Annotated in this window: 4 protein-coding genes; all 4 read right to left on the reverse strand. The window is 52.3% G+C overall.

The genetic code is table 11. The features are described from left to right. Window positions 1-1580: proline--tRNA ligase (locus Q0438_RS01275; RefSeq protein WP_299186429.1), on the reverse strand; the 1580-nt coding region annotated here is incomplete at its 3' end. Beyond that, complete coding sequence (hemA, locus tag Q0438_RS01280; protein WP_299186432.1) at window positions 1570-3111, reverse strand: glutamyl-tRNA reductase; 1542 nt, start codon at window positions 3109-3111, stop codon at window positions 1570-1572. The genes hemA and Q0438_RS01275, both read right to left, overlap by 11 nt. Then, window positions 3111-4103, reverse strand: a complete 993-nt coding sequence (locus tag Q0438_RS01285) for a polyprenyl synthetase family protein (protein ID WP_299186436.1) — start codon at window positions 4101-4103, stop codon at window positions 3111-3113. The genes hemA and Q0438_RS01285 overlap by 1 nt, the downstream gene beginning before the upstream one ends. After that, complete coding sequence (locus tag Q0438_RS01290) at window positions 4103-4348, reverse strand: DUF2018 family protein (RefSeq protein WP_299186439.1); 246 nt, start codon at window positions 4346-4348, stop codon at window positions 4103-4105. Before Q0438_RS01290 ends, Q0438_RS01285 begins: the two co-directional genes overlap by 1 nt. Between the last annotated feature and the right edge of the window lie 55 nt (window positions 4349-4403).

Raw genomic sequence — 4403 nt, forward strand, 5'->3', positions numbered from 1 at the left:
AAGCCCATCAGCTCGAAGTCGTTCATCTTCACGCCGAAGCGCTCTGCGCGATCGTCGAGCAGCACGCGAACTCCGTGCGCACGGCACTGCTCGTATAGTTTCTCGGCAAATTCTACTGCCGCGGCGTCTTTGTGATTTGAGATGATGATCTCAAGCTCAAAAGGCGCCAGCTCGCGCGGCCACACGCAGCCTCGCTCATCGTGGCTGCTTTCGATCGCCACGGCGATAAGGCGGCTTGCGCCGATGCCGTAGCAGCCCATGTAAAAAGGCTGTGCTTTTCCGTTTGCGTCCAAAAATCGCGCTCCCATCGGCTCGGAATATCGCGTGCCGAGCTGAAAGATATGACCCACCTCAATGCCTTTCGTGATGCCAAGCTCGCCGCCGCAGCACGGACAAGCGTCGCCTTCGCTCACGGCGGTAAGATCCGCAAAGCGCGATTCGTTAAAATTTATCACGCTAGCGCCCACATAGTGGTAATCCGGCTCGTTCGCGCCCGCGATCATCTCGCGCGCTCCTTTTAGCTCAGCGTCGATATAAAATTTTGCCCCCTCGCCGAGTCCGAAAGGTCCGCAAAAGCCCGCCGTAAAGCCCGCTCGTGCGATCTCCTCCTCGCTGGCATCGACTAGCTCTAGCGCGCCGCAGGCATTTTGCGCCTTGGTCTCTTGCAGCTCGTCGCAGCCGCGGATAAAAAACGCTACGATCTCGCTGCGATCCTCGTATAGCGCTTTTTTGATCACCGCTTTGATAGTGTAGAATTTATCCACTTTGAAAAATTCCGCCACCGCGTCGATCGTTTTCATCGCGGGGGTTTTAAATTTCATCATGCCGTCGGTCTCGGGCGCGGCGGCGTTCGTGGTTTTGGGCGCACGGCGCGCAGCTTCGATATTTGCGGCATACTCGCAGTGCTTGCACACGACGATATCGTCCTCGCCGTTATCCGCTAGCACCATAAACTCCTTACTGCCGCTACCGCCGATCGCGCCGCTGTCCGCATCGACCGCTCTAAAATTTAACCCCAGTCGCGTAAAAATCCGCGAGTACGCCTGCCTCATCACCTCAAACTCAAGCTTCATATCCGCAGCGTCCGCGTGGAAGCTATAGGCGTCCTTCATCGTAAACTCGCGTCCGCGCAGAAGCCCGAAGCGAGGGCGCGCCTCGTCGCGGAATTTCGTATTGATCTGATAGATATTTAGCGGCAGCTGCTTGTAGCTCGTGATCTTATCCGCTACCATCAAAACCGCCGCCTCCTCGTTGGTAGGACTTAGCACGAAGTCGTTATCCTTGCGGTCTTTGAAGCGCAGCAGCTCCTTGCCGTATTTGGCGTAGCGGCCGCTTTTTTTCCACGCATCCGCGGACGTCACGACGCTAAAAGAGACCTCCTGCGCGCCCGCAGCGTCCATCTCCTGCCTGATGACGGCGCAGATCCGCTCTAGCACTATCTTTCCTAGCGGTAAAAAATTATAAAGCCCGCTGCCCAGCTGCTCGATAAATCCCGCGCGGATCAAAAGCGCGTGGCTAGGTAGTACCGCGTCTCTGGGGGCCTCTTTTAGGCTCGGAGCGAAAAGCTTGCTAAATTTCATTCTGTCTGTCCTTTTTCTCGTTTTCTTGATTTAAAAATTTTTCGTAGTTTTCTTGCAGTTCAAAAATTTCGACCAGCGCGTTTACCGTGCCGCCCTCATCATCCGCTTCGCCGAGGTTTTTTAAATTTACCGTCGGAGCGTGCAGAAACGCTTTAAAAACCTGATGGATCAGCTTGCGCGCCTCCTCCGCATCGCTGTGCTTTAGATAGCCCTTTTTAAGCGCCTTGGCTAGCTCTAGCTCGGCTACTTGTTTCGCGCTTTGGCGCAAAGCCTTGATGATCGGCGTGGATGCCGCCGCTCTGAGCCATTTGAAAAATTCATTCGTGCATTTTGCCACGATCGAGTAAGCGATCTGCGCCTGCTCCTCGCGAAGCAGCAAATTTTTCTTTACGATCTCCTCCAGATCATCGACGCTATAAACCTCGATGTCTTCGCTCTGGCTAAGCTCCACGTCGCGCGGCACGGCGATGTCGAAAAAGTAGCGCTTAAATCCTTGCGGCTCCAACAAAGTATCGGTGATAACGGGCTCTTGCGAACCGGTGGCGCTAAAAAACAAGCTCGCGGAGTTTAGATATTTTTTCAGATTATCTAGAACGTCCGTTTTGATACGAGCCGCGTAGCCATTTGCGCCGTCGCTTAGATTCGCGCCGCCCGAGCCATCGTAGCTCGCACGGCTGCCCGTCGTAGAAATTTTATTCGTAGCCTCGCAGCCATTTGAGCCAGCTTCCGCGCAGTTTAAATCTGCGCCGACGTCTAAATTTACGCCGCAGTTCGCGCTTGCGTTATTTAGATTAACGTCCGCGCGATTTAGATCCGCACTATTTTCCGAATTTGCGCCGGACTCTGCGCTGATCAAAGAATCCGCTAGTCTTCGCGCGCCGGCTAAATTTCGATTTAAAATCGTGATATTTGCGCCGCTTGCGAGCAGGTGTTTGCACGCTAGCTCGCTCATCTCTCCCGCGCCCACTACTACGGCGTTTACGCCCTGCAAGGAGCCTAACTTTTCCTTTGCCATCGCCACGGCGACGCTTGAGACCGAGATCGGGTTTTTTGAAATTTCGGTCTGGTTGCGGATACGAGCCGCGCATTTTAGTGCTTCATCTATCGCTCTTGCGATCTGCGCGCCCGCGTGGGAGTTTTGTTTGGCAAATTTAAAGGCGTCTTTAAGTTGGCCTACGATCTGCGTCTCGCCCACTACGAGGCTGTCAAGAGAGGCTGCGACGGCGAAAAGGTGGTGTATCGCGCCGTAATCCTCGTAAATATCGGCGCGCTCGGCTAACTCGTCGTAGCTCACGCCGCTTACGCGCGAAAGCGCTAAAAGCACGAATTTGCTAGCCACTTTGAAGTCGTCCACCGCGGTAAAAATTTCTACGCGGTTGCAGGTGCTTAGCACCAAACACTCCTCTATCGCGGAGTTTGAAGCCAAAAGGCGCAAAATTTCTTTCTTGCGCACGTCGTTTGAAAACGAAAGTTTCTCGCGAACCGTGATGTCCGTGTTTTTATGGGTGAAGCTCACGCTCATATACGCCATCAAAACTCCCTATCTATCATATCTCGCACGATTTGCTCCAGCTTGTCGTTTTTAAATTCCGCCACGGCTTCAAGCGCCTTCTGTCCGTAGGCGCGAGCTTCGTTTATACAGCGCTCGATGATGCCGTGCTCGCTAAATTTCGTCTTGATCCATGAAATTTCGCTCTGACGAAGCTGTTTCTTAAAAAACGTTTTTAGCTTTTGCCGCTGCGCATCATCTAAATTTTCATACAAATAGATGTAGGGCAGGGTGGTTTTACCCTCCGCAAAATCGCTCAAGCTCGGCTTACCGAGCGCTTCTGAGCTTTGCGTCACGTCTAAGATGTCGTCGATGATCTGAAAAGCAAGCCCAAGGTTTTTGCCGTATTCGCCAAATTTTGCGCTCGCGCTTGAAATTTTATCGTTATCTTTCGTGGCGTTTGGATTCCCGTCCTCGTTTTTTGCGCCGCTAATATCTAAAATTTCGCCGCGATTTTCCGCGCCGCCGAATTTCAGAAACGCCCCGCAGCGCGCGACCTCCTCTATGAGAGCGGAGGTTTTTAGATAGATCATTTGCAGATATTTGCTCGCATCGTCGTTGAAATCGTTGCTTAAGCTAACATCCATCAGCTCGCCCACAGCAAGCTTCGTGACGGCGCCCGAAAGCGCGGCGGCGATGCGGCTTTCAAATTTGCTAAGCTCGAAATACGCCTTAGAATAGAGTATGTCGCCCAGCATCACGGCGTTTTTGGAGCCGTAGGTGGCGTTGATCGAGGGCTTGCCGCGGCGCACCGAGCTTTCGTCGATGACGTCGTCGTGCAGCAGGCTTGCGGCTTGAATGAGCTCGATGATCGCGCACAAGCGTAGCGATCTTTCATCCTTTTGCGCGATATTTAGCAGCAGCCTGGAGCGCAGTTTTTTGCCTGGGTTTAGCCTGTCAAACATCTCGCTAGCGGGCGCGTATCCGCAATCTGCGATGAAGCTTTTCATAATTAAATCAATTTGATCTTGCATTATTCGTTGTTACTTAGGATATTTCCGCTCATCTGCAAAAATTTGTCGTTTAGCTCGTCTTGTAGATCCTGCTGCGCGATGAAGCTTTCGATCTCGCGCTCGCTAATGCCGCGCGCTTCGCAGAGTCGCTCACAGGCGATGAGGCGGATTAGAGCTTCTTCGATCTCGTTTTGCACTAAAGTAGGGCTTGCAGCAGATAAAATTTCAAAAAATTTCTTTCTTGGGCTGCCTTCAAAAATATCCATTTACCTTCCTTAAAATTTCGCGATTATAGCAAATGTAAAATTTAATTTAGGTTAG

It is taken from the genome of uncultured Campylobacter sp., from assembly GCF_938030785.1.
In the GTDB taxonomy this organism is placed as follows: Bacteria; Campylobacterota; Campylobacteria; order Campylobacterales; family Campylobacteraceae; genus Campylobacter_B.

Excerpts from the sequence above, each read along its gene's own strand:
- Q0438_RS01285 (WP_299186436.1), bottom strand. The coding sequence starts at position 4,103 with ATGCAAGATCAAATTGATTTAATTATGAAAAGCTTCATCGCAGATTGC.
- hemA (WP_299186432.1), bottom strand. The coding sequence starts at position 3,111 with ATGGCGTATATGAGCGTGAGCTTCACCCATAAAAACACGGACATCACG.
- Q0438_RS01290 (WP_299186439.1), bottom strand. The coding sequence starts at position 4,348 with ATGGATATTTTTGAAGGCAGCCCAAGAAAGAAATTTTTTGAAATTTTA.